19 protein-coding genes are annotated in these 18,790 nt (G+C 72.5%); 7 read left to right on the forward strand and 12 right to left on the reverse strand.

All coding sequences use genetic code 11. The annotated features are described in order from the left end of the window. Positions 1-5: 5 nt before the first annotated feature. The 3 genes from ABTY59_RS16945 to rsmI all read right to left on the reverse strand — a co-directional run bounded on the left by ABTY59_RS16945 (position 6) and on the right by rsmI (position 2,416). Positions 6-875 (reverse strand): TatD family hydrolase, encoded by an 870-nt coding sequence (locus ABTY59_RS16945; protein WP_352019727.1) that lies wholly within the window; start codon positions 873-875, stop codon positions 6-8. 95 nt (positions 876-970) lie between these two features. Then, the gene (locus ABTY59_RS16950; protein ID WP_352019728.1) at positions 971-1,390 is read right to left on the reverse strand and encodes a hypothetical protein; all 420 of its coding nucleotides are present in this window, start codon (positions 1,388-1,390) and stop codon (positions 971-973) included. Between the two features lie 138 nt (positions 1,391-1,528). Beyond that, entirely contained in the window at positions 1,529-2,416 is an 888-nt protein-coding gene (gene rsmI / locus ABTY59_RS16955; protein WP_352019729.1) for a 16S rRNA (cytidine(1402)-2'-O)-methyltransferase, read from the reverse strand. Between the two features lie 52 nt (positions 2,417-2,468). Here rsmI and ABTY59_RS16960 point away from each other — a divergent pair, with 52 nt between their 5' ends. From ABTY59_RS16960 to ABTY59_RS16975, 4 genes are all read left to right on the forward strand, one after another. Next, positions 2,469-4,223, forward strand: a complete 1,755-nt coding sequence (locus tag ABTY59_RS16960) for a dolichyl-phosphate-mannose--protein mannosyltransferase (RefSeq protein ID WP_502995376.1) — start codon at positions 2,469-2,471, stop codon at positions 4,221-4,223. Between the two features lie 99 nt (positions 4,224-4,322). After that, a complete protein-coding gene (locus ABTY59_RS16965) occupies positions 4,323-5,954 on the forward strand; it encodes a penicillin-binding transpeptidase domain-containing protein (protein ID WP_352019730.1) in 1,632 nt (543 codons plus the stop codon). A 55-nt stretch (positions 5,955-6,009) separates the two neighbouring features. Further along, on the forward strand, positions 6,010-6,507 hold the full coding sequence (locus ABTY59_RS16970; RefSeq protein ID WP_352019731.1) for a YbaK/EbsC family protein: 498 nt from the start codon (positions 6,010-6,012) through the stop codon (positions 6,505-6,507). Beyond that, positions 6,504-7,355 (forward strand): EamA family transporter, encoded by an 852-nt coding sequence (locus tag ABTY59_RS16975; protein ID WP_352019732.1) that lies wholly within the window; start codon positions 6,504-6,506, stop codon positions 7,353-7,355. Before ABTY59_RS16970 ends, ABTY59_RS16975 begins: the two co-directional genes overlap by 4 nt. A gap of 13 nt (positions 7,356-7,368) precedes the next feature. Here the strand turns inward: ABTY59_RS16975 and ABTY59_RS16980 are convergent, their stop codons facing one another. Continuing rightward, complete coding sequence (locus ABTY59_RS16980) at positions 7,369-8,154, reverse strand: SDR family NAD(P)-dependent oxidoreductase (protein ID WP_352019733.1); 786 nt, start codon at positions 8,152-8,154, stop codon at positions 7,369-7,371. Between the two features lie 182 nt (positions 8,155-8,336). Here ABTY59_RS16980 and ABTY59_RS16985 point away from each other — a divergent pair, with 182 nt between their 5' ends. Together ABTY59_RS16985 and ABTY59_RS16990 are read left to right on the forward strand one after the other, a co-directional pair. Next, a complete protein-coding gene (locus tag ABTY59_RS16985) occupies positions 8,337-9,095 on the forward strand; it encodes a 2OG-Fe dioxygenase family protein (protein WP_352019734.1) in 759 nt (252 codons plus the stop codon). A gap of 82 nt (positions 9,096-9,177) precedes the next feature. Beyond that, positions 9,178-9,795 carry a LysE family translocator gene (locus ABTY59_RS16990; RefSeq protein WP_352019735.1) on the forward strand — a complete coding sequence of 206 codons (618 nt, stop codon included), beginning with the start codon at positions 9,178-9,180 and terminating at the stop codon, positions 9,793-9,795. Positions 9,796-9,802: 7 nt separating this feature from the next. Here ABTY59_RS16990 and ABTY59_RS16995 read toward each other — a convergent pair whose 3' ends face one another. The 6 genes from ABTY59_RS16995 to ABTY59_RS17020 all read right to left on the reverse strand — a co-directional run bounded on the left by ABTY59_RS16995 (position 9,803) and on the right by ABTY59_RS17020 (position 15,301). Then, positions 9,803-10,309, reverse strand: a complete 507-nt coding sequence (locus ABTY59_RS16995) for a YbaK/EbsC family protein (RefSeq protein WP_352019736.1) — start codon at positions 10,307-10,309, stop codon at positions 9,803-9,805. A 16-nt stretch (positions 10,310-10,325) separates the two neighbouring features. Continuing rightward, positions 10,326-11,390 (reverse strand): ArsR family transcriptional regulator, encoded by a 1,065-nt coding sequence (locus tag ABTY59_RS17000; protein ID WP_352019737.1) that lies wholly within the window; start codon positions 11,388-11,390, stop codon positions 10,326-10,328. A 136-nt stretch (positions 11,391-11,526) separates the two neighbouring features. Then, entirely contained in the window at positions 11,527-12,693 is a 1,167-nt protein-coding gene (locus ABTY59_RS17005) for a serine hydrolase domain-containing protein (protein WP_352019738.1), read from the reverse strand. Positions 12,694-12,766: 73 nt separating this feature from the next. Next, complete coding sequence (locus ABTY59_RS17010; protein WP_352019739.1) at positions 12,767-13,507, reverse strand: energy-coupling factor ABC transporter ATP-binding protein; 741 nt, start codon at positions 13,505-13,507, stop codon at positions 12,767-12,769. Further along, positions 13,504-14,265, reverse strand: a complete 762-nt coding sequence (gene cbiQ, locus ABTY59_RS17015; protein ID WP_352019740.1) for a cobalt ECF transporter T component CbiQ — start codon at positions 14,263-14,265, stop codon at positions 13,504-13,506. Before cbiQ ends, ABTY59_RS17010 begins: the two co-directional genes overlap by 4 nt. A gap of 1 nt (position 14,266) precedes the next feature. Beyond that, positions 14,267-15,301: an energy-coupling factor ABC transporter permease gene (locus ABTY59_RS17020; protein ID WP_352019741.1), complete on the reverse strand. Its 1,035-nt coding sequence runs from the start codon at positions 15,299-15,301 to the stop codon at positions 14,267-14,269. A gap of 176 nt (positions 15,302-15,477) precedes the next feature. Between ABTY59_RS17020 and ABTY59_RS17025 the strand changes: the two genes are divergently transcribed. Next, on the forward strand, positions 15,478-15,837 hold the full coding sequence (locus ABTY59_RS17025) for an SsgA family sporulation/cell division regulator (RefSeq protein WP_352019742.1): 360 nt from the start codon (positions 15,478-15,480) through the stop codon (positions 15,835-15,837). A gap of 31 nt (positions 15,838-15,868) precedes the next feature. On the opposite strand, the gene ABTY59_RS17030 is transcribed toward ABTY59_RS17025, so the two are convergent. After that, positions 15,869-18,028 carry an MMPL family transporter gene (locus ABTY59_RS17030; protein ID WP_352019743.1) on the reverse strand — a complete coding sequence of 720 codons (2,160 nt, stop codon included), beginning with the start codon at positions 18,026-18,028 and terminating at the stop codon, positions 15,869-15,871. Between the two features lie 98 nt (positions 18,029-18,126). After that, on the reverse strand, positions 18,127-18,699 hold the full coding sequence (locus tag ABTY59_RS17035; protein WP_352019744.1) for a TetR/AcrR family transcriptional regulator: 573 nt from the start codon (positions 18,697-18,699) through the stop codon (positions 18,127-18,129). Positions 18,700-18,790: the final 91 nt, after the last annotated feature.

Raw genomic sequence — 18,790 nt, forward strand, 5'->3', positions numbered from 1 at the left:
TATGTTCAGTAGTCGAAGGCGCGGGCCGTGTTCACGGCGATCGCCCCGGCCAGGTCGTTCTCCCCGATGCCGCGGACCTCGGCCATGGCCCGGACGGTGACCGGGATGAGGTACGGGGCGTTCGGGCGGCCCCGGAAGGGGGCGGGCGTGAGGAACGGGGCGTCGGTCTCGACGAGGACGAGCTCCAGCGGGGCGACGGCGAGCGCGTCCCGCAGGTGCTGGGCGTTCTTGAAGGTGACGTTGCCCGCGAAGGACATGTAGTAGCCCTTGGCGGCGCAGATCTCCGCCATGGCGGCGTCGCCGGAGTAGCAGTGGAAGACGGTCCGCTCGGGGGCGCCCTCCTCGTCGAGGACGCGCAGCACGTCGGCGTGGGCCTCGCGGTCGTGGATGACGAGCGCCTTGCCGTGCCGCTTGGCGATCTCGATGTGGGCGCGGAAGGAACGCTCCTGCGCGGCGATGCCCTCCGGTCCCGTGCGGAAGAAGTCGAGGCCGGTCTCGCCGACGCCTCGGACGTGCGGCAGGGCGGCGAGCCGGTCGATCTCGGCGAGGGCGTCGTCGAGGGCCGCGTCGCCGCCGCCCTGCCGGGCGCCCTGGCGGGACCAGCCGTCAGGATCGCCGAGCACGATCCGGGGCGCCTCGTTCGGATGCAGGGCGACGGCGGCGTGCACGTTCGCGTGGGCGGCGGCCGTGTCGGCGGCCCACTGCGAGCCCTTCACGTCGCAGCCGACCTGGACGACCGTGGTCACGCCGACGGCGGCGGCCTTGATCAGGGCCTCCTCGACGGTCCCGGACTGCAGGTCCATGTGGGTGTGCGAGTCCGCGACCTCCACGAGGAGGGGTTCGGGCAGCGGCGGCGGGGCGTCCTTGGCACTCATGGCCCCGATCGTACGAGGGCCACGAGTGCCGCCGCGCGGGGTCACCGGTGACGTACCGGTGACCTACGGGTGGCGCCGGAAGGGTGACCGGCGGACTACTGGTGGCGCCTGAACGGGTGAAGGAGGTCCGACAGGTGCCAGTGGTGCGGCACCGGCGGCTCCTCCGGAGTGTCCTCGGTCAGCTCCTGGCCGATGGGCCCGGCCGGCGAGACGGGCTTCGTCGCCCTCGCCCCGTGGTGGTGCTTCTCGGTCGCGGCGATCAGGTCGAGCACCGACGACACCTGCCCCGCGCGCATGATGCGGACGACGTGACCGCCGCAGTTCATGCAGGTGGGGCTGGACAGCGGGGACGGTACCCGCTCCCCGTCGGCCTTGTAGACGACGAATTCCTGGCCGGCGGCGTCGACGTGGTGCTCGATGTCGTACGCCTGCTCCCAGCCGTATCCACAGCGCATGCAGGCGAAGGCGTACGCCTCATGGGCGACGGATATGCCGGTGCCGGTGATCTCGCTCATGCCAGCTCCTCTCCACTGATCAGTGGACGCCTTTTCGGGCCGGAGCGCATCAGCGGCGGAAGAACCATGGAAGGCTTTTGGCTCTTCCCTTGCCAAGCGCCCTGGAAAGAGTCCCGGCGCCGGGTTCGGCTTTGCCTTTCAGATTAGTCCTTTACCCTTTCCGGGGCCTGACGCGTCCGCGTTCTTTGCCGCGACCACGGCATCGAACACCTCCCGCTTGGGAAGTCCCGCCTCCGCCGCGACGGCGGCGATCGCCTCCTTGCGGCGCTCCCCCGCCTCCTCGCGCACCCGCACCCTGCGCACCAGCTCCTCCGCGTCGAGCTCGGCGGGGCCGGTCTCCGGGGCGCCCTCGACGACGACGGTGATCTCGCCGCGCACGCCGTCCTTCGCCCACTCCGCGAGCACGCCCAGCGGGCCCCGCTTCACCTCCTCGTACGTCTTCGTCAGCTCGCGGCAGACGGCGGCCCGGCGCTCGGCACCGAACACCTCGGCCATCGCGGCGAGCGTGTCGTCCAGCCGGTGCGGGGCCTCGAAGTAGACGAGGGTCCGCCGCTCGTCCGCGACCTCGCGGAGACGGCCGAGACGCTCGCCGGCCTTCCTCGGCAGGAAGCCCTCGAAGCAGAAGCGGTCCACGGGGAGACCGGACAGGGCGAGCGCGGTGAGCACGGCGGACGGGCCGGGGACGGCCGTCACCTTGATGTCCTGCTCGACGGCGGCGGCGACCAGCCGGTAGCCGGGGTCCGACACGGACGGCATCCCCGCGTCCGTCACGAGGAGCACCCGCGCGCCGCCGGCCAGCGCCTCGACCAGCTCCGGCGTCCGGGCGGACTCGTTGCCCTCGAAGTACGAGACGACCCGGCCCGTGGTGTGGATGCCGAGCGCCCGGGTGAGGCCGCGCAGCCTCCGGGTGTCCTCGGCGGCCACGATGTCGGCGCGCTCCAGCTCGGCGGAGAGGCGGGGCGGGGCGTCCGCGATGTCGCCGATGGGGGTCCCTGCGAGTACCAGCGTTCCTGTCACACGGGACATCCTCCCAGCCCGGACAGGCGACGCGCACAGGCGCGTTCCCTACGATGGCGCGGTGACCAGTACCGCACCCGAGGCCCTGGAGGGCCAGCACCCCATGGCGGCGCCCGTGGCAGAGCCCTCTTCCTGGCAGCGAAGGCTGCGGCGCTTCGGCTACGCGCCGCCCGCCCCGGACGCCGCGCCCATCGGGCTGCGCGAGCGGCTCGTCCCCCCGTACACCCGGCCCTCCGCACGGACCTGGTCGCTGCTCGGCATCGGCCCCGGCGGCGCGGAGCGGCTGTGGCGGCTGCTGGCCTGGGGCGGTCCGCTCCTGGTCACGGCCGTCGCGGGCCTGCTGCGGTTCTGGAACCTGGGCAGGCCGCACGCGGTGATATTCGACGAGACGTACTACGCCAAGGACTCCTGGGCCCTGATCAACCAGGGGTACGAGGGGGCCTGGCCGAAGGACATCGACAAGACGATCCTCGCCGACCCCGGCTCGGTCCTGGTGCCGACCGACCCCGGGTACGTCGTCCACCCGCCGATGGGCAAATGGGTGATCGGCGTCGGCGAGAAGCTCTTCGGCTTCGAGCCCTTCGGCTGGCGCTTCATGGTGGCGCTCCTCGGCACGCTGTCCGTGCTGATGCTGTGCCGCATCGGCCGCCGCCTCTTCCGCTCGACGTTCCTGGGCTGCCTGGCGGGTCTGCTGCTGGCCGTCGACGGGCTGCACTTCGTGATGAGCCGCACCGCGCTGCTCGACCAGGTGCTGATGTTCTTCGTGCTGGCCGCCTTCGGCTGCCTGGTCCTGGACCGGGACCGGACCCGGGCGCGGCTCGCCGCGGCGCTGCCGGAGGACGAGGAGGGCGTGCTGCGCCCGGACGCGGAGGTCGCGGAGACCCTGCGCCTGGGCTGGCGGCCGTGGCGGATCGCGGCCGGTGTGTCCCTGGGCCTCGCGGCGGCGACCAAGTGGAACGGCCTGTACGTGATGGTCGCGTTCGGCCTGCTCACCGTCCTGTGGGACGTCGGCGGCCGCCGCACGGCAGGCGCCGTCCGTCCGTACGCCGCGGTGATCAGGAAGGACCTGGTCCCGGCGTTCGTGTCGGTGGTGCCGGTGGCGATCGGCACGTACCTGGCGACGTGGTCGGGCTGGCTGGCCACCGACAACGGCTACTTCCGGCACTGGGCCGAGGACCACGACAAGGCGGTCGGCGGCGGCACCTGGGGCTGGCTGCCGGACTGGCTGCGGAGCCTGTGGCACTACGAGTCCGAGGTGTACACCTTCCACGTCGGCCTCACCTCGCCGCACACCTACCAGTCGAACCCCTGGTCGTGGATCGTCCTCGGCCGCCCGGTCTCCTACTTCTACGAGTCCCCCGCCCCCGGCACCAACGGCTGCCCGGCGACCGCGACCGAGAAGTGCGCCCAGGAGGTCCTGGCCCTCGGCACCCCGCTCCTGTGGTGGGCGGCCTGCTTCGCGATCCTGTACGTCCTGTGGCGCTGGGCCTTCCGCCGCGACTGGCGCGCGGGCGCGATCGCCTGCGGCATCGCGGCCGGCTGGCTCCCCTGGTTCCTTTACCAGGAACGCACCATCTTCCTTTTCTACGCGGTCGTCTTCGTGCCTTTCCTGTGCCTGGCGGTGGCCATGATGCTGGGCGCGCTCATCGGCCCCCGCGGTTCATCGGAAAGACGCCGGACTTTCGGCGCGGTGGCGGCGGGATGTCTCGTCCTGCTCATCGTCTGGAATTTCATCTACTTCTGGCCCATCTACACCGGGACCCCGATTCCGCTGGACCAGTGGCGGGCCCGGATGTGGCTCGACACCTGGGTGTAGCGGGGTTCGGCCGCGTCTGACGGATGTGGCGGAAGGTGCTCGACATGCGAACGCCGCGACTGCTTGACTCGTCGGTCCACCTGGGGAGGGGAGCGCGGCATGCGCAGCGGGGTCAAGGTCGCGATCGTCGGCGGCGTGTTCGTCGTCGTGGCGGGCGGGGTCGGGTACGGGGGTTACAACCTCTGGAGCGGGGTCACCGGCGGTGAGGTCGGGACCCGTTCCGAGGCCGCGCCGAAGACGGGGCCCGTCACGCCCGAGGAGGTCACGGCCACCGCGAGGGACTTCCTGGCCGCCTGGGCCGCCGGGGAGCCGGAGCGGGCGGGCCAGTTGACGAACGACCCGGTCACGGCGGGATCCGCGGTCGCCGCGTACCGCGAGGACGCGAAGGTCTCGAAGGCGGTGATCACGCCCGGGACGCCCGTCGGGGCGACGGTGCCGTTCACCGTGAAGGCGACGCTCACGTACGAGGACGTGTCCAAGGAGTGGTCGTACGCCTCCGCGCTGACCGTGGTCCGCGGCGAGACCACCGGCCGCCCGCTCGTGAAGTGGCGGCCGGGCGTCCTCCATCCGAAGCTGACCGCCGCCGGCACCCTGCGGACCGGCCTCGCGAAGACCGCCGAGGTGAAGGCCGTCGACCACGACGGCGTGGAGCTGACGGCGGAGAAGTACCCCTCGCTCCGGCCGGTCCTGGCCGAGCTGCGCAAGCGGTACGCGACGAGGGTCGACGGCACCCCCGGCGTCGAGACCTGGATCGACTCCGGCAGCGAGAACCTCGCCGACACCCCGCTCCTCGTCCTGCGGAAGGGGAAGCCGGGCACCTTGAGGACCACGATCGACGCGGACGTGCAGGCGGCGGCCGAGAAGGCGGTGAAGGGGTTCGGGCACGCCTCGGTGGCCGCGATCGAGCCGTCGACGGGGGCGATCCGGGCCGTCGCCAACAACCCGGCCACCGAGTTCAACACCGCCTTCCAGGGGCAGCAGGCGCCGGGCTCGACGATGAAGATCGTCACGGCGGCGATGATCATGGAGCACGGTGTGGCCCGGCCGGGCAGCACCGTGGAGTGTCCGCCCGACGTGCTATCGCGGGGCAGGACCTTCCACAACCTCAAGGACTTCCACATCACGGGCGGCACCCTCACCGACGCCTTCCGCCGCTCCTGCAACACCGCCTTCATCAAGGCGATCAGCACCCTCAGCGACAAGGGCGTCGCGGACACCGCCCTCGGCACCACCGCCCGGCGCTGGTTCGGCATCGGGCAGGAGTGGAACGTCGGGGTCGGGGCCTGGGACGGCTCCGTGCCCGAGTCCGCCGGGAGCGAGACGCCCGCCTCGTACATCGGCCAGGGCAAGATCACGATGAGCGCGCTGAACGTCGCCTCGCTCTCCGCGACCGTGGAGAACGGCCGCTTCCTCCAGCCGTACCTGGTGGCGAGGGACCTCGACGACCGCGACTTCGCCGAGGCCGAGCCGCTCCCCGGCGACGTCGCCTCGGGGCTGAAGCTGATGATGCGGGCGGCGGCGACGAACGGCACCGCTACGGACGCCATGGCCGGAGTCCCCTCCCCCAAGGGCGCCAAGACCGGCTCCGCCGAGGTCGACGGCCAGACCACGTCCAACAGCTGGTTCACCGGCTACTCGGGCGACCTCGCGGCGGCGGCCGTCGTCCAGGCCGGCGGCCACGGCGGCGACGCGGCGGGCCAGGTCGTCGCGCGGGTCCTCAAGGCGGGGTGACCGCCCACCGGAACCCTGTCGCGTGGCCCGTACACCGACCGCTAGCGTGCGGGCCATGACGACCGACGAGGACACCGCATCCGCCGCCCACCCCCAGTTCGCCGCCGCCCTCGGGGAGTTGGGTCTCGACGTCGAGATCCGCCGCTTCCCGGACGAGACCCGCACCGCGCAGCAGGCCGCCGACGCCATCGGCTGCGAGGTCGCCGAGATCGTGAAGTCGCTGATCTTCGCGGCCGACGGGGTGCCCGTCCTCGTCCTGATGGACGGCGCCTCCCGGGTGGACGTCGAGCGCGTACGGCAGGAGCTGGGCGCCGCGAAGGTGACCCGGGCGGACGCGCGGGTGGTCCGGGAGACGACGGGGTACGCGATCGGGGGCGTGCCGCCGTTCGGGCACCGCACCCGGACGCGGGTCCTCGCCGACCGGGGCGTCCTCGACCACGAGGTGGTGTGGGCGGCGGCCGGCACCCCGCACACGGTCTTCGCCCTGGACCCGAAGACGCTGGTCGCGCACGCCGGCGGCACTCTGGTGGACGTCCGCGAGACCGCGAGGTGACGCCACTCGTCACGCTCGCGGTCCTGGTCGCGGCCGTCACGCACGCCGGCTGGAACGCGATGGCGCACGGCGTCAGGGACCAGCTGCTCTCCTTCACCCTGATCTCCGGCGGCGGGGCGCTCGTCGGTCTCGCCCTGGCCTGCTTCGCGCCGCTGCCGGCAGCCGGGGCCTGGCCGTACCTGATCGTCTCGGCGCTGCTGCACGTGGGCTACATGGCGCTGCTCATGCGGTCGTTCACGCTCGGCGACTTCGGGCAGATGTACCCGATCGCCCGCGGGACGGCCCCGCTCGTCGTGACCTTCCTCGCGGCGGTCTTCCTGCACGAGGTGCCGGACGGCCGGCAGCTCCTCGGGGTGGCCGTGGCCTGCGCCGGCCTGACGGGCCTCGCGCTGTGGGGCATCCGGGGCAAGGACGCCCGCCCGCACTGGCCCGCACTGCTCGCCGCGGGCGGGACGGGCCTGGCGATCGCGCTGTACACGGTCGTCGACGGCGTCGGCGTCCGCGCCTCCGGCACCCCGCTGGGCTACATCGGGTGGCTGATGGTCCTGGAGGGCCTCGCGATCCCGGCGTACGCCCTGTGGACCCGTCGCGCGGCCCTGCTCCCCGAGCTCCGCCCGTACGCGGCCCGGGGCCTGCTCGGCGCGGCCCTCTCGGTCGCGGCGTACGCCCTCGTCCTCTGGGCCCAGACGAAGGCCCCGCTGGCCCCGATCGCCGCCCTGCGCGAGTCCTCGATCATCGTGGGCGCGGCCATCGGCGCCCTCTTCTTCAAGGAACGCTTCGGCGCCCCGAGGGTCGCGGCGGCGGGCCTGATGGTGGTGGGGATCGGGCTGATGCTGCACGCCGGGTAGGGCCGGACCGGCCTCACCCGTCCCCGAGCACCTCCGCGAAGTGGGTGTTCACCGCCAGGAGTCCGCCGTCGACGCGGAGGGTCGTGCCCGTGATCCAGGAGGCGTCCGTGGAGGCCAGGAACGCCACCGCCGCCGCCACGTCCTCCGGGGTGCCGACGCGGCCCAGGGGGTAGACGCGGGCGGCCAGGGCCGCCAGGTCGGTCTCGCGGCCCGCCCAGGCCTCGGTGGCGATCGTGCCCGGGTTGATCTGGTTGACCCGGACCCCGCGCGGCGCCGCGTCGCCGGCCAGGGTGCGCGTCAGCGACGCCAGGCCCGCCTTGGCGGCGCTGTACGCGTGGCCCCCGAAGTCCGCCTCCGCGTTGACCGAGCCGATCGTGACGACGGCCCCGCGCCCGCCGGCCGCCGCGAGGTGCGGCAGGGCCGCCCGGGAGCAGCGGACGGCGCCCATCAGGGTGACGCCGAGCTGCCCGGCCCAGCCCTCGTCGGGTTCGTCCTCGAAGCGGTCGCGGTCGGCGGCGACGGGGGCGAGCGCGTTGTTGACGAGGACGTCCAGGCCGCCGAAGGCCTTCACCGCGTGGGCGACGGCCGCGTCCACGGAGTCCTGGTCGCCGACGTCACAGCGGAGGGCGACCGCGCCGGGGATCCGGTCCGCCGTCTCACGGGCGGCGGCCTCGTCGATGTCGGTGACGAGGACCCGCGCGCCCTCCGCCGCCAGCCGCGCGGCGGTGGCGGCGCCGATGCCGCGCGCCGCGCCGGTGACCAGTGCCGCGTACCCCTCGAAGCGTGTCCTGAGATCCATGGGCCGATCCCAGCATCCCGCGAAACGTTTTCGCAACACATTGTTCACGGAATTCATGGACGAATGGCCAGAGAACGCGAAGTCGCGACCATTCGGCCAGGGCCGAAAGGCTTTGACACGCACCCCGCCCCAATAACACGATCGATCTGCCGACGATCACCTTTTGACCCAGGGGGAAGAAAATGGCTGCCCAGCAGCAGACGTCCGAGTCGTACGAGTCCGGTGTCGAGGAGATCTGCGAATCCCTTTCCTCCCGGAGCTTCGACCTGATCTCCGGCGACAAGGTGAAGTCGCTCCTCCTCCGGCGCTCCGAGACCGCGCTCGACGACCTGGAGCCGTTCCGCGACAGCTGGAACCGCATGCCGCTCGACGGCTACATGGCGGACGGCGGGCGCTACCGCCGCCGCCGGCACGCGACGCTGAGCGCGCCCCGGTCGAGCGCCGACTACGTCGTCGAGGCGCACCAGCCGCACTACCAGGGCCTCGACTACAACAACCTCAACGGCGGCGTGGCCCGCCACTACGAGCCCTTCGAGGACCAGATCCTGCGCGGCCGCACGATGGACGGCCTGCTGACGCTGGGCTGCGACATCTTCGGCCGCCTCGCCCCCTACTCGGGCTGGCACATCGAGGCCCACCAGTTCCGCATCGAGGTGAACGGCGAGGAGGTCGGCCTGCCGACCCCCGAGGGCGTCCACCGCGACGGCGTCACCTTCGTCCTGATGGCGATGGTCGGCCGCTCGAACGCCATCGGCGGCGAGAGCACGGTCTTCAACCTGGACAAGCAGCCGGTGGAGAAGTTCTCCCTCACCGACCCGCTCGACGTGGCGCTCGTCAACGACGAGCGGGTCTACCACGGCGTCACGCCCATCGAGCAGGTGGATCCCGCCGCCCCGGCCTCGCGCGACGTGCTGGTGATCACCTACCGTCACAAGCCGTAGGGACCCGGAGGACGGTTCGGCGCGGGGGCGGCCACGACGGCGCCCCCGCGCCCTTTCACGACGCGAGTGGGAAGACGGGAAAATGGGTCAGCTAATCGCCGTAGCGGTCATCACCATTCTGGCAGTCATCAGTCCCGGTGCGGACTTCGCGATGACCGTCCGGAACAGCTATTTGTACGGGCGGACCGCCGGCGTTCTCGCTGCCGTCGGAATTTCCCTGGGCGTTCTCGTCCATGTCACCTACACCATGCTGGGCGTGGGCCTTCTGGTGACCAGGACCCCGATGCTTTTCACCGCGATGAAACTGATCGGCGCCGCGTACCTGGTGTACATCGGGTACAAGACCTTCGTCACCAAGGCGCAGGTGGACATCGACCTGTCGAGCGACGCCGGCCTGTCGAAGGCGGGGGCGCTGCGCACCGGCTTCCTGACGAACGCGCTCAACCCGAAGACCATGCTCTTCGTGCTGAGCACGTACACCCAGGTCGTCAGCGCCGACACCCCGGTCTTCCAGCAGGTCGGCTACGGCCTGTTCATGTCGCTCGCGCACCTGGTCTGGTTCGCGCTGGCCGCGGTGCTCTTCTCCAACCAGTCCCTGCGCTCCCGGCTGCTGCAGCGGCAGAGCGTGCTCAACAAGGTCATCGGGACGATCCTCGTCGGGCTCGGGATGGTGCTCGCGCTCACCCCGTCCGTGGCGTGAGCGGACCTCAGACGGTGGAGACGCGCTCGACGCGCGGTTCGGCGATCGTCCGGTAGTCCTCGGCCGACAGGGCGAGGGAGCGGTCGAGCCGGGCCGCGTTGAAGAAGAACTCCGGGTGGACCAGCAGGTCCGGGTCCACGATCAGGTCGAGGCGCTCGTCGAAGGCGAACGGGAGGATCGTGCCGCTCGGCGAGCCGGCGAGCTCCTCCGCGATCTCCGGGGAGGCGAAGGAGACGTACGTGCCGCCGTACAGCGCCTTCACGGCGTTCAGGTCGATGCGCCGGTCGCCGGGCACGACGACGAGCGCGAAGCGCTTCTCCTTCTTGCCGATCTTCACCATGGCGATGATGCACTTGGCCGCCCGGTCGAGCGCGTGCCCGCGCAGGGCGCTGACCGCCTCGGTGGCGCCCTCCGGGGCGTGCTCGATCACCCGGTACTCCGCGCCGCGTTCGCCGAGCAGGGCGAGCAGCTTCTCGTAGGTGTCGTGCACAACGCCCGTGCCGTCCGTGGTCATTCGGTTCCTCCCGCTTTCAACTGGTTGATGCATCCGGCGCGTTGACCCTACGCCTGTTGTCCATGTGCCGGAGCAGTGCGACACCCGGGGCGTCCAGCTCGTACAGCACGCGGACGCCCTCCCGGCGCCGTCGCACCACGCCCGCGGCGACCAGGGCGGTGAGGTGCTCGGAGACCGTGCTCGGGGCGAGGCCCAGCGCCGCGGCGAGGTCCGAGGTGGTGGTGGGGGCGACGAGGCCGCGGACGACGCCGGCCCGGCTGCGGCCGAGCAGGATCTCCAGACGGTCCCCGCGCGCGGGCTCGCCGGCGGCGGTCCGGCCCGGCGGCCGGGCCTCCCCGAGGAGCACGGCGGCGCCCTCGGCCTGGTAGGCGACGGCCGTGGTGCCGTCGGGCGCGGACGCCGTGTACGAGGCGCCCCGGCCGAAGACCAGGGGGACGAGGACCAGCCGGGAGACGTCCGGCACCGCGGTCCGGCAGCTCGCGGCGGTGCCGTGCAGCCGCAGGACGTCGCCGTGCCGTGAGAGCCGCCGCCCGCGCAGGGAGCCGAGGAGCCGCTCCGGGCCCTGCGTGGCGAGGATCCGGGCGCGCAGCAGGATGTCCTCCTCGGTGGCGATCCGCAGGGGTGCCCCGTACGGGGCCAGGGCGGCGCGCCAGTACCGGGGCACGAAGTCGGCGAGCTCGGCGAGGCGGGCGCGCGGGTCCTCGTACAGGGGGCGGACCTCGGCGGGGACGCCGCCCGGGAACCACTGCTCCAGCTCCTCGCGGACGCGGGCGGGCGGGACGGCGGCGAGCGCGGCGAGGTCGGCCGTGAGGTCGCCCCGGGACGGGCGGGGGACGACGAGGAGGAAGGACGGGAGGGTGCCCCCGCGGGCGCGGTACAGGGCGACGAGCCAGCCCGGGATGGTCACCTCGGCCCGGGTCAGCGAGCGGCGGGCCATCCGGTCCCAGCCGGTGTACGGCCAGGGCGCGAGCCCGCGCCGGGTCGAGAGCAGCCCGATGCTGCCGTACGTCTCCCAGAGCCGGCTGTCGGCTATCCGGACCGTGCCGCATCCGGACCGCCGCAGCGGAATCTCGATCACCACGCACCCCCGCGCCCCGCTCCATGGTCGGTGGAGCGGGCACACGGTATCGGCCAGGTGGCCGGGGCCCTGCCCGGCTGCGGCTCACAATGTCAAGTCGCCGTCCAGGAAACGTTTTTCGGCCTTCCGAGGGGCTGTTTCAGCCGGTCACCGCACGGACGGCCCGCACGAGGGCCTGGGCGCGCGGGTCGGCCGTGACCGTCTTCCGCATGCCGTTGGTGACGTACCCGAAGGCGATCCCGGCGTCCGGGTCGGCGAAGCCGAGGGAGCCGCCGCGGCCGGGGTGCCCGAACGAGGAGGGGCCGAGCAGCGGGGAGGCCGGGCCGTGCAGCATGTGGCCGAGGCCGAAGCGCGTCCCGACGAGCAGGACCCGGTCGGGGCCGGCGGACTCCTCGGTGCGGGCGAGGGTGAGGGTGGCGGGGGCGAAGAGGCGCTCGGCGCCGTCGACGGGGCCGAGGGTCGCGGCGTAGAAGCGGGCGAGGGCGCGGGCGGTGGCGACGCCCGCCGAGCCGGGCAGTTCGGCGGACCGGTAGACGGGGTCGTTCTCGTCGGGCTTGGGGTCGATGACCCCGAAGGCGCGCCGGGTGAGGGACCGCGGGTCCTGGTAGGCCTCGGTGACGGAGCGCTTGGGGCGGAGCCTGAGGGCCGCGCCGCCGGGCGGGTCGATCTCCTCGACGGGGCCGAGGCGGCCGACCCGGTGGGCTTCCTCCGCGGGCAGGCCGATCCACAGGTCGAGGCCGAGGGGGCCGGTGATCTCCTCGGCGACCCAGCGGCCGATGGTGCGGCCGGTGACCCGGTGGACGAGACCGGAGAGCAGCCAGCTGAAGGTGTGGGCGTGGTAGCCGTGGGCGGTGCCGGGCTCCCAGACGGGGGCCTGGGCGGCTATCGCGCGGGTCGCGGTGTCCAGGTCGACGGCCTCGGTGAGGCTGAGGGGCCGGTCGAGGACGGGCACTCCGGCACGGTGCGCGAGGAGCTGCCGCACGGTCACCCGGTCCTTGCCGTGGGCCTTGAACTCGGGCCAGTACGCGGCGACGGGGGCGTCCAGGTCGAGCTGTCCGCGCTGGTGCAGCAGCAGGGGGACGGCGGCGGCGACGCCCTTGGTGGCCGAGCGGACGACCTGGGCGGTGTCCGCCGTCCAGGGCGCGGGGCCGTCGACGTCCTTCACGCCCGCCCACAGGTCGACGACCTTCTCGCCGTCCCGGTGGACGGCGACGGCCGCGCCGCGCTCGCCCCGCTGCTCGAAGTTGCGCAGGAACGCGTCCCTGACCGGCTCCCAGCCCGCCGCCACCGTGCCCTGGACGTCCACGTCCCCACTCCTCACTCGCCGATCCGACTCTCCATGGTGCAACGCGGCCGGTGAGGGGCGGATTCCGGGGGCCTCAGGCCACCGAGCTCGGCACGAAGCCGAACGGCAGCTCCAGGCGGTGCCGGCCCATCAGCTCCTCGTCGGCGAGGATCCCGGCGGTCGGGCCGTCGGCGGCGATCGCGCCCTCGCTGAGGATGACGGAGCGGGGGCAGAGCTCCAGGGCGTACGGCAGGTCGTGGGTGACCATCAGGACGGTGACGTCGAGCGTCCGGAGGATGTCGGCGAGCTCGCGGCGCGAGGCCGGGTCCAGGTTGGAGGACGGCTCGTCGAGGACGAGGATCTCCGGCTCCATGGCGAGGACCGTGGCGACGGCGACCCGGCGGCGCTGCCCGAAGGAGAGGTGGTGCGGCGGCCGGTCGGCGAAGTCCGCCATGCCGACCTTCTCCAGGGCGCGCCGCACGACGGCGTCGAGCTCGGCGCCGCGGACCCCGGCGGCGGCCGGGCCGAAGGCCACGTCCTCGCGGACGGTCGGCATGAACAGCTGGTCGTCGGGGTCCTGGAAGACGATGCCGACCTTCCGCCGGATCTCGGCCATGTGCTTCTTGCCGACGGGCAGCCCGGCGACGGTGACGGTGCCCGCGCCGCCGGTGAGGATGCCGTTGAGGTGGAGGACGAGGGTGGTCTTGCCGGCGCCGTTGGGGCCGAGGAGGGCGACGCGTTCGCCGCGCCCGACGGTCAGGTCCACACCGAAGAGGGCCTGGTGGCCGTCGGGGTACGCGTACGCGAGGCCGCGGACGTCCAGAGAGGCGGTCATCGGGTCCATCCCAGGAGGCAGATGAGCAGTGCGGTGAGCGGCAGGGCGGCGGCGTACGCCCACTGGGCGCGGGTGGCCGTGACCTCGTCGATGAGGGGCATGGTGCCGGTGTAGCCGCGGCTGACCATGGCGAGGTGGACGCGTTCGCCGCGCTCGTACGAGCGGATGAAGAGCGCGCCCGCGGACTTGGCGAGGACGCCCCAGTGACGGACGCCCTTCGCCTCGAAGCCGCGGGAGCGGCGGGCGACGGACATCCGGCGCATCTCGTCGCTGATGACGTCGCCGTACCGGATCATGAACGAGGCGATCTGGACGAGCAGCGGCGGCAGCTTGAGCCGCTGGAGGCCGAGGATCAGGGCCCGCAGCTCGGTGGTGGAGGCGAGGAGCACGGAGGCGGCGACGCCGAGGGTGCCCTTGGCGAGGACGTTCCAGGCGCCCCACAGGCCGGGGACGCTCAGCGACACCCCGAGGACCTCGGTCTGCTCGCCGGGCACCACGAAGGGCATGAGGAGCGCGAAGGCGACGAACGGGATCTCGATGAGGAGCCGCCTCAGCAGGTAGCCGGCCGGGATCCGGGCCTTCGCCGCGACGCCCGCGAGCAGCGCGGCGTACAGCGCGAAGGCCCAGACGGCCTCGCGGGGCGTCGAGACGACGACCACGACGAAGCCGAGGACGGCGGCGAGCTTGGTGTGCGGGGGCAGCCCGTGGACCGGCGACCGCCCGTGCCGGTAGAGCTTGTGCGCGTGCCCCGCACCCATGTCACGCCTCCTGGACGGCGGTCTTGCGGCGGCGGACGACCCAGAAGGCGCCGGAGCCGACGGCGAGGGTGGCGCCGACGCCGATGACGCCGGCGAGGCCGCCGGAGAGCCGGGGGGCCTCGATGCCCTTGACGCCGTAGTCGGCGAGCGGGGAGTCGGCGGCGGCGTGGTCCTCGACCTTGGCGTCGATGCCCTTGTCGGCGGCGACCTTCTCCAGGCCGTCGGGGCTGGCGGAGGCGTAGAAGGAGACGAAGCCGGCGAGGACGAGGGCGGTGACGACGCCGCCGATCCACAGCTTCCGCGGGGAGCCGCCGGCCGCCGGGGCGGCGGGGGCCGGCGCGGGTGCGGCGTCGACGAGTTCGCCGTCGACGCGCAGCTTGAGCGGCGCGGTCAGGCCGCGGGCGCCGTACACCAGGTCGGGGCGGACGGCGATCACGGCGCCGACGGTCAGCATGGTGATGACGGCCTCGCCGATGCCGATGAGGACGTGCACGCCGACCATGGCCGTGAGGACCTTGGAGACGGGGACGTCGGTGGTGCCGCCGATCGCGTAGATCAGGGTGAAGGCAGCGGCCGCGGCCGGTACGGAGACGAGCGCGGCGGCGAACGAGGCCACCGTCACCGAGCGGCGGGTGCGCGGCAGGACGAGGACGAGGCCGCGGAAGAGCGCGTAGGCGACGACGACGGTGACGACGCCCATGACCGTGATGTTCACGCCGAGCGCGGTGAGGCCGCCGTCGGCGAAGAGGATGCCCTGCATGAGCAGGACCACGGCGACGCACAGGACACCGGTCCAGGGGCCGACGAGTATCGCGGCGAGCGCACCTCCGAGGAGGTGTCCGCTGGTCCCGGCGGCGACCGGGAAGTTCAGCATCTGGACGGCGAAGATGAAGGCGGCGACGAGGCCGGCGAGCGGCGCGGTCCGCTCGTCGAGCTCCTTGCGGGCCCCGCGCAGGCTGACGGCGACGGCGCCGGCGGCGACGACACCGGCGGCGGCCGATACGGGGGCGTTGATGAATCCGTCAGGTACATGCACGTCCGGAATGATAAGGCGCTCCTGCGAAGGGCTTGCAAGAGCGCATGGGTCACAGGACGGCGGCGCACGGGGGCACGTGACCCCGCCCACACTCCGTGCGGTCCGCGTATGCGTCGCGCCACGGAGGGAAGGAGGGGAACATTGGGAGACAAGAGGACAAAAGGTGAGGAGTCACCATGGCCGCCGTAGACGCCCGCGTGATCGACGACCATGCCAAGGGGAGGATCATCAGTGACGCCCCCCTCTCCCGCCCGGTCCCCGTGGCCCTCCGCTACGACCCCGAGGACTCCTCCGCGACCGTCCGCTTCGTCTTCCCCGGCGCCGTCGAGTGGTCCTTCCCGCGCGCGCTCCTGGAGAAGGGGATGCGCACCCCGACCCGCCGCGGCGACATCGGCGTCTGGCCCTGCGGCCGGGTGCAGACGGTCGTGGAACTGCACCGGCACGACGGGGTGACCGTCGTGCAGTTCGACACGACGGCCCTGCTCCGCTTCCTGAAGCACACGTACGCCGCCGGCACGTCGATGACGACGCGCTGACGGCGTACGGGGGACCGCACCGGCCCGGGGATCAGACCTTCACGAGGTCCGGCTTCGCGGCGCCCGCCTCACCGGTGGACTGCGCGAGACCCTCGCCCTCCACGTCCACGTTCGGCAGGATCCGGTCCAGCCACTTCGGCAGCCACCAGGCCTTGTGGCCGAGCAGCGCCAGGACGGCCGGGACGATCGCCATGCGGACCACGAAGGCGTCGAAGAGGACGGCGGCGGCGAGGCCGAAGCCGATCATCTTGACCATCTGGTCGTCCATGCCGATGAAGCCGGAGAAGACCGCGATCATGATCACCGCGGCGGCGGTGACCACCCGGGCGCTGTGCCGGAAACCGGTCACGATCGCCTCGCCGGGACGCTCGCCGTGCACGTACGCCTCGCGCATCCGGGTGACGAGGAAGACCTCGTAGTCCATCGCGAGGCCGAAGACGACACCCACCATGAAGATCGGCATCATCGACATGATCGGGCCGGTCTGCTCGACCCCGAAGAGGCTGCCGAGCCAGCCCCACTGGAAGACCGCGACGACCGCGCCGAGGGCCGCGACCACCGAGAGCAGGAAGCCGAGGGCCGCCTTCAGCGGGACGAGGACCGAGCGGAAGACCAGGGTCAGGAGGACGAAGGCGAGGCCGACGACGAGCGCCAGGTACGGCACGAGCGCGTCGTTCATCTTCTGCGAGAAGTCGATGTTCATCGCGGTGGCGCCGGTGACGAGGACGTCGTCGCCGGTGGCGTCCCGGATGTCGTGGACCAGGCCCTCGGTGGCGGTCGAGGACGGCCGGTCCTTCGGGACCACGGTGATCATCGCGGCGTCGCCGGCCTTGTTCGGGGTCGCCGGGGTGACCGCCGCCCAGCCGTCGAGGCGCTTGATCGTGGAGACCGTCCGGTCGGCGGTCGCCTTGTCGCCGTCCACCACGACCAGCAGCGGGCCGTTGAAGCCGGGGCCGAAGCCGTCGGACAGCGCGTCGTACGCCCGGCGCTCGGAGGTGGAGGTCGGCTTGACGCCGTCGTCCGGCAGGCCCATCTCCAGGGAGGCGGCGGGCACGGCGATCGCGCCGAGGCCGAGGACGCCGACGATCAGCACCATCAGCGGGCGGCGGATGACGAAGCGGGCCCAGCGGGTGCCGCCGTTGGGCTTGTCGCTCGCCTTGGCGGTGCCCTTGCGCTGCTTGCGGCTGACGACCTTGTCGCCGGCGAAGCCGAGCAGGGCCGGGATGAGGGTGAGCGCGATCAGTACGGCGATGACGACCGTGCCGGCGGCGGCGAAGCCCATCTTCGTCAGCATCGGGATGTTGACGACGGCCAGGCCGACCAGGGCGATGACCACGGTGAGTCCGGCGAAGACGACGGCGGAGCCGGCCGTGCCGACCGCGCGGCCCGCGGCGTCCTCCTTCGTGCGGCCCTCGGCGAGCTCCGAGCGGTAGCGGGAGACGATGAAGAGGGCGTAGTCGATGCCGACGGCGAGGCCGATCATCGACGCGAGCGTGGAGGTGGTGGTCCCGAGGTCCAGGACGTTCGCGAGCGCGGTGATCGCCGAGACGCCGATGCCGACGCCGATGACCGCGGTGAGCAGCGGGAGTCCGGCCGCGACGAGCGAGCCGAAGGTGATGACGAGCACGAAGCCCGCGAGGACGATGCCGATGGCCTCGCTCGCGCCCTGCTCGGGCATGGTCTGGAGGGCGTCGCCGCCGACCTCGACGGTCAGGCCCTTGCCCTGCGCGCTCTCACCCGCCTGCTTGAGCGCCTCGCGGGTCTCGTCGGTCAGCTCCATGGCGTTGACCTTGTAGGAGACCGAGACGTAGGCGGTGGAGCCGTTCTGCGAGACGGCGTTCGCGGTGTACGGGTCGGTGACCTGGACGATCTGGTCCGAGCCGGACTTCAGCGCGGCGACGGTGTCCTCGACGACGGCCTTGTGCGCCGCGTCGGTCATCCTCTGGCCCTCGGGGGCCTTGAAGACGACGCGGGCGGTGGCCCCGTCGGCTCCGGCGCCCGGGAAGCGCTCTTCGAGCAGGTCGAAGGCGCGCTGGGCCTCGGTGCCGGGGATCGAGAAGGAACTGGAGGTGGCGGTGGGCGCGGTGGCGGCGCCGACACCGGCGATCGCGAGGAGCGCCACCCAGAGGAGGGCGACGAGCCGTCGGCGCCGGAAGGCGGCGCGGCCCAGCTTGTAGAGGAACGTGGCCACGGGGGCGTACTCCCAGTGTGGGGCGGACAGGGCATGGGGAGCCGGCCCGACGGCGTGAGCGGTTCGTCGTCAGGTGGAGCAGTGGAGGTGGTGCGGGGTCAGACGCCGAGTGAGGGGAGCACGACGGCGTCGACGTAGGCGCGGAGGAACGCGCGGTCGACCGGCTGATCGTCGATCAGCGGGCGGGCGATGAAGGCACCGATGAGCATGTGGGGGACGAGCCGCAGCGCCGGGTTGTCGGCGTCGACCTCGCCCCTGCGGACCGCTCGGCGCACCACTTCGTCGAGGCCGTTCATCTCGGGTTCGATGAGCAGCTCGCGCAGCGCCCGGTGCAGGTCGGGGTTGGTGTGGACGGCATGGGCCAGACCCCGCATCAGCGCGGAGTCCTTCTCCATCTGGCAGTCGTCGGTCCGCTCCATCAGCTCGTGGAAGTCGCCGCGCAGGGAGCCGGTGTCGATCTCGGAGAGATCGGCCGGCTTGTTGGCGCGCAGCGCCCGGGCGACCAGCTCGGGCTTGCTCCCCCACTGGCGGTAGAGGGTGGCCTTGCTGGAGTGGGTGCGGGCGGCGACGGCGTCCATGGTGAGGGCGTCGTAGCCGACTTCGCGGAGGAGGTCGAGCACGGCTCCGTACAGCTCGGACTCCCGCTCGGGAGTGAGTCTGCTGCGGGCCATGCCGTACCTCCGGACCGAACGAAACGGTTTCGTACAGTACGAAGATACCCCCGCCCTCATCGAAACGAAACCGTTTCGTACGTGTCGTGGG

It is taken from the genome of Streptomyces sp. NPDC096079 (genome assembly GCF_040303145.1).
Lineage (GTDB): Bacteria > Actinomycetota > Actinomycetes > Streptomycetales > Streptomycetaceae > Streptomyces.

What these genes read in the sequence shown, in the direction of transcription:
- ABTY59_RS16945 (WP_352019727.1), bottom strand. Translation starts at nt 875, where the DNA reads ATGAGTGCCAAGGACGCCCCGCCGCCGCTGCCCGAACCCCTCCTCGTG.
- ABTY59_RS16950 (WP_352019728.1), bottom strand. Translation starts at nt 1,390, where the DNA reads ATGAGCGAGATCACCGGCACCGGCATATCCGTCGCCCATGAGGCGTAC.
- rsmI (WP_352019729.1), bottom strand. Translation starts at nt 2,416, where the DNA reads ATGTCCCGTGTGACAGGAACGCTGGTACTCGCAGGGACCCCCATCGGC.
- ABTY59_RS16965 (WP_352019730.1), top strand. Translation starts at nt 4,323, where the DNA reads ATGCGCAGCGGGGTCAAGGTCGCGATCGTCGGCGGCGTGTTCGTCGTC.
- ABTY59_RS16970 (WP_352019731.1), top strand. Translation starts at nt 6,010, where the DNA reads ATGACGACCGACGAGGACACCGCATCCGCCGCCCACCCCCAGTTCGCC.
- ABTY59_RS16980 (WP_352019733.1), bottom strand. Translation starts at nt 8,154, where the DNA reads ATGGATCTCAGGACACGCTTCGAGGGGTACGCGGCACTGGTCACCGGC.
- ABTY59_RS16985 (WP_352019734.1), top strand. Translation starts at nt 8,337, where the DNA reads ATGGCTGCCCAGCAGCAGACGTCCGAGTCGTACGAGTCCGGTGTCGAG.
- ABTY59_RS16990 (WP_352019735.1), top strand. Translation starts at nt 9,178, where the DNA reads ATGGGTCAGCTAATCGCCGTAGCGGTCATCACCATTCTGGCAGTCATC.
- ABTY59_RS16995 (WP_352019736.1), bottom strand. Translation starts at nt 10,309, where the DNA reads ATGACCACGGACGGCACGGGCGTTGTGCACGACACCTACGAGAAGCTG.
- ABTY59_RS17010 (WP_352019739.1), bottom strand. Translation starts at nt 13,507, where the DNA reads ATGACCGCCTCTCTGGACGTCCGCGGCCTCGCGTACGCGTACCCCGAC.
- cbiQ (WP_352019740.1), bottom strand. Translation starts at nt 14,265, where the DNA reads ATGGGTGCGGGGCACGCGCACAAGCTCTACCGGCACGGGCGGTCGCCG.
- ABTY59_RS17025 (WP_352019742.1), top strand. Translation starts at nt 15,478, where the DNA reads ATGGCCGCCGTAGACGCCCGCGTGATCGACGACCATGCCAAGGGGAGG.
- ABTY59_RS17035 (WP_352019744.1), bottom strand. Translation starts at nt 18,699, where the DNA reads ATGGCCCGCAGCAGACTCACTCCCGAGCGGGAGTCCGAGCTGTACGGA.